Origin of the sequence: Micromonospora maritima (genome assembly GCF_902825405.1) — a bacterium.
GTDB lineage: Bacteria > Actinomycetota > Actinomycetes > Mycobacteriales > Micromonosporaceae > Micromonospora > Micromonospora maritima.
Map to the genome: position 1 here is coordinate 1 of NZ_CADEAU010000443.1, position 4409 is coordinate 4409.

Below are 4409 nucleotides of genomic sequence, written 5' to 3' on the forward strand. Positions count from 1 at the left end.
CGAGGTGCTCGACGCCTGGGCCCGTCTCATCGTCTCCTGCGCCTGCGTGGTCGACCCCGGCCGGGTGCTGCTCAGCGGCGCCGCGGCCGACCTCGACGACGCCGCCGTGGCGCGGCTCCAGGCGCTGGTGTCCGCCGCCGCGCCCAGCCCCACCGAGGTCCGCCGCGCGGTGCTCGGTGACCGGGCGGTGCTCTACGGCGCGATCAGCTACGCCCTCTCGGCCGCCGCGTCCGGCCTGTCCGCCCTGCTACCCGCTCCCTGATCCCACCGATCCCCCTCACACCCCTCGGAGGTACCCCATGAGACGTCGACTCCTGCTCGCCGGAGCGCTCGCCACCGTCCTCGCCGCCGGCACCGCCTGCGGCGGCGGCTCCGGTGACTCCGGCGGCGGCGCGGCCGAGAAGCTCACCATCTACACGGCCCGCGACAAGAAGGTCACCACCTACGTCGTCGACAAGTTCACCGCCAAGTACCCCGAGTACAAGGGCAAGGTCGAGGTGCTCAACCTGGGCGCCCAGGAGATCCTGGAGCGGGTCCGCGCGGAGAAGGCCAACCCCCAGGCCGACGTCTGGTGGGGCGGCACGCAGCAGGGCCTGGCCGCCGGTGCCTCCGAGGACCTGCTGGCGGCCTGGCAGCCGTCGTTCGCCGGCAAGATGGACGCGGCGTACAAGGACCCGCAGGGCCGGTGGTTCGGCGAGATCCTGCTGCCCGAGGTCATCATGTACAACAACAAGGCGCTCACCCCGGAGCAGGCCCCGAAGGACTGGGACGACCTGCTGAAGCCGGAGTGGAAAGACAAGATCATCATCCGCGACGTGGCCGCCTCCGGCACCATGCGGTCGATCTACGCCTCGATGATCCAGCGGCAGTCGCCCGACGGCAGCAACCCGCAGCCGGGCTACGACTGGCTGAAGAAGCTCGACGCCAACACCGGCGCGTACGCCGCCAACCCGACCGACCTCTACCTGAAGCTGTCCCGCCAGCAGGGCACGCTGAGCGCCTGGAACCTGCAGGACATCCTGCTCCAGGCCAACCAGGCCAACATGCCCTTCGGCTACGTGATGCCGGCCTCCGGCGCGCCGGTCCTGGTCGACGGGCTGGCCCAGGTCAAGGGCGGCAACAGCGAGGGCGCGCAGAAGTTCCTCGAGTTCCTCTTCGACGACTCCCTGCGGGCCGAGCTGGCCAAGGACTACTACCAGATCCCGGCCGTGGACATCGCGCAGAAGCCGGAGTGGCTGGCCCAGCTCGACCTCAAGCCGCTGGACGTCGACTGGGACGTGATCGGCAAGAACGAGACCGAGTGGATCAACCACTGGAACAGCCAGATCAAGAACAAGGGCTGACCGGACGGGACGCCGGGTGCGTCCGCGCACCCGGCGTCCCGCCACCACCAGGTACCGCCCACCCGTCACCGGTCCGATCCGGTTACCGGACGCAAGGAGAGGCATCATGATCGATGTCACGCTGGAGTCGGTGAGCAAGCGCTTCCCGCGTGCCGGCGACACCGCGGCGGTCGACGACGTCGACCTCCGCATCGGCGCGGGGGAGTTCTTCACCCTGCTCGGCCCGAGCGGCTGCGGCAAGACCACCACCCTGCGGATGGTGGCCGGCTTCTACTTCCCCAGCTCCGGCCGGATCCGCTTCGGCGCGGAGGACGTCACCAACCGGCCGCCGAACAAGCGCGACACCGGCATGGTCTTCCAGAACTACGCGCTCTTCCCGCACCTGAGCGTCGCCCAGAACGTGGCGTACGGCCTGAAGATCCGCAAGGTCGGCCGGGCCGAGTCGACGCGGCGGATCGAGGAGGCGCTCGGGCAGGTCCACCTCGCCGGGTACGGCGACCGGCGCATCGACCAGCTCTCCGGCGGCCAGCAGCAGCGCGTCGCGCTGGCCCGGGCCCTGGTGATCCGCCCGCGCACGCTGCTGCTCGACGAGCCGCTGTCCAACCTCGACGCCAAGCTGCGCGAGGAGACCCGGGTGGAGATCCGCCGGATCCAGAAGGACAGCGGCACCACGGCGCTCTACGTCACCCACGACCAGGCCGAGGCGATGGCCATGTCGGACCGGATCGCGGTGATGGAGTCCGGCCGGGTCCGCCAGGTCGGCACGCCGCAGGAGATCTACCACCGGCCCGCCACCGCGTTCGTGGCCCGCTTCATCGGCCGCAGCAACGTGCTCGACCTGCCGGTGGTCGCGGCCGACGCGGAGCGCGTCACCGTGGCGCTGCCCGGCGGCTGGGAGGTCCCGGTCGCCGCGCCCGCCGACCACGGGCTCGCCGCGGGCGCGACCGCCCTGGTCAGCGTCCGGCCCGAGCACATCGCGCTCACCTCCGCCACCGCCGAGGGTGCGCTCACCGGCCGGGTGACCGAGCTGGAGTTCACCGGCATGGCCACCAACCTGCTTGTCGACGTGGCCGGCGAACCGGTCCAGGTGGCCGCGATCGACGTGCCGGCCGGCCTGGGCGTGGGTGACCAGGTCGGGCTGCGCCTGCCGCCGGAGCGGATGTGGGTGGTCGGCGCATGAGCACGATCCCCGCGACCCCGAGCGCGGCCACCGTCCCGCCGGTCACGGACGACCCCACCCCACCGTCGCGTCCGCGGTCCCGCCGTCCGGCGCTCAACGCCAACTCGCGCTGGTTCCCGTACCTCCTGGTGTTCCCGCTGGCGCTGGTCCTGTTCGGCTACGTGGTCCAGCCGATGCTCGCCACCTTCGGCGAGAGCGTCGGGGTGGACGGGCCGGCGAACTGGGCCAGCTTCCTCACCGGTGACGGCGTGGCCCGCTCCGCGCTTGTCACCTCGCTGCTGATCTCGGCGGCGAGCGTGCTGCTCTGCGGCGTCGTCGGCGTGGCCATGGCGTTCCTGCTCAAGCGGTTCTCGTTCCCCGGCCGCCGGCTCATCGAGGCGATCATCCTGGTGCCGGCGGCGCTGCCGCCGCTGATCGGGGCGATCTCGTTCCAGCTGCTCTACAGCGAGACCGGCATCCTGCCGCGCGCGTTGCAACAGCTGTTCGGCACGGAGAACCCGGTGCTGCCGTTCAGCGGCATCGCCGGCGTGCTGGTGGTGCACACGTTCACCATGTACCCGTTCTTCTACCTCGCCACGTCCGCCGCGCTCGTCGGGATGGACCCGTCGGTCGAGGAGGCCGCCTACAACCTCGGCGCGGGCCGGGTCCGGGTGTGGCGGACGGTGCTGCTGCCGATGCTCACCCCGGCGCTGGTCTCCGCCTCGCTGCTGGTCTTCATGACCTCGCTGGCCTCGTACACCGCCCCGCTGCTGTTCGGTGTGGACCAGACCATGACCATGCAGATCTACATCAACCGCACCAACGGCGACCTGCCGATGGCCTCGACCTACGCGTCGGTGCTGGCCGTGGTGTCGGTGCTGTTCCTGCTCGGGATGCGCTGGTACGAGGGGCGGCGCAGCTACCGCTCCCAGTCCAAGGGGGTGGCCAGCCACCGCCGGGAGCTGACCAACCCGTTCGCCCGCTGGCTGGCGCTGCTCGCCTCGCTGCTCGCCGTCGTGGTGCTGCTCGCCCCGGTGGCGACCATCGCCCTGGTGGCGTTCAGCCTGGACGGGTCGTGGACCACCGAGGTGATCCCGTCCGGCTACACCACGCAGAACTTCGTCACCATCTTCTCCGACCCGGACGCGTACCGGCCGATCCTCAACTCGCTGCAGATGAGCCTGCTCGCCACCGTCGGCTGCGTCGTGGTCGGCGTGCTCATCGCGTACGCGGTGCGCCGGCTGGACTTCCGCGGGCGCGGCCTGCTGGACGTGGCGGTCATGCTGGCCTGGGCGCTGCCCGGCACGGTGGTCGCGATCAACCTGATCTCGGCGTTCAGCACCGGCAACGCGTTCAGCTTCGGGCAGGTCCTGATCGGCACCTTCTGGATCATGCCGCTGGCCTACTTCGTCCGCTTCCTACCGCTGGTGTTCCGCTCCAGCTCGGCGACGCTGGCCCAGCTCGACCCGTCGCTGGAGGAGGCCGCCCGCAACCTCGGCGCGTCCTGGTGGCGGGCGTTCGGCACGGTCACGCTGCGGCTCATGCTGCCGGGTGTGCTGGCCGGCGCGCTGCTCGCGTTCGTCAACGGCGTCGGCGAGTTCGTCGCCTCGGTGCTGATCTACACCTCGGAGACCGCGCCGATCTCGGTGGAGATCAACAACCGGATGTACTCGTTCGAGGTCGGCACCGCCGCCGCGTACGGCATGCTCCAGGTCGCCCTGATCTTCGTGGTCATGGTGATCTCCGGTCGGCTGGAGACCGGCGGCCGGGCGAGCCGGGAGGCGACGAAGTGGACGGCGTGACCGCCCGCTGGGCCGCCGACGGCGGGCTGCTGCCCGCCGCCGGCATCCCCGGCGGCGAACTGGCCGACGTGGTCGCGGCGGCGGACTTCGCGGTGCTGCCGGTCG

At 71.2% G+C, this 4409-nt stretch carries 3 protein-coding genes and 1 pseudogene; all 4 read left to right on the top strand.

From position 1 onward, the window contains the following. A pseudogene (locus HUW36_RS26615) lies at window positions 1-262 on the top strand (ROK family protein); the annotation flags it as partial. Between the two features lie 37 nt (window positions 263-299). After that, window positions 300-1343, top strand: a complete 1044-nt coding sequence (locus tag HUW36_RS26620; protein WP_174530654.1) for an extracellular solute-binding protein — start codon at window positions 300-302, stop codon at window positions 1341-1343. Between the two features lie 106 nt (window positions 1344-1449). Next, entirely contained in the window at window positions 1450-2523 is a 1074-nt protein-coding gene (locus HUW36_RS26625; RefSeq protein ID WP_174530655.1) for an ABC transporter ATP-binding protein, read from the top strand. Further along, a complete protein-coding gene (locus HUW36_RS26630; protein WP_174530656.1) occupies window positions 2520-4304 on the top strand; it encodes an ABC transporter permease in 1785 nt (594 codons plus the stop codon). Before HUW36_RS26625 ends, HUW36_RS26630 begins: the two co-directional genes overlap by 4 nt. Window positions 4305-4409 lie beyond the last annotated feature (105 nt).

Coding starts and splice junctions, on each gene's coding strand:
- HUW36_RS26620 (WP_174530654.1), top strand. CDS start 300: ATGAGACGTCGACTCCTGCTCGCCGGAGCGCTCGCCACCGTCCTCGCC.
- HUW36_RS26625 (WP_174530655.1), top strand. CDS start 1,450: ATGATCGATGTCACGCTGGAGTCGGTGAGCAAGCGCTTCCCGCGTGCC.
- HUW36_RS26630 (WP_174530656.1), top strand. CDS start 2,520: ATGAGCACGATCCCCGCGACCCCGAGCGCGGCCACCGTCCCGCCGGTC.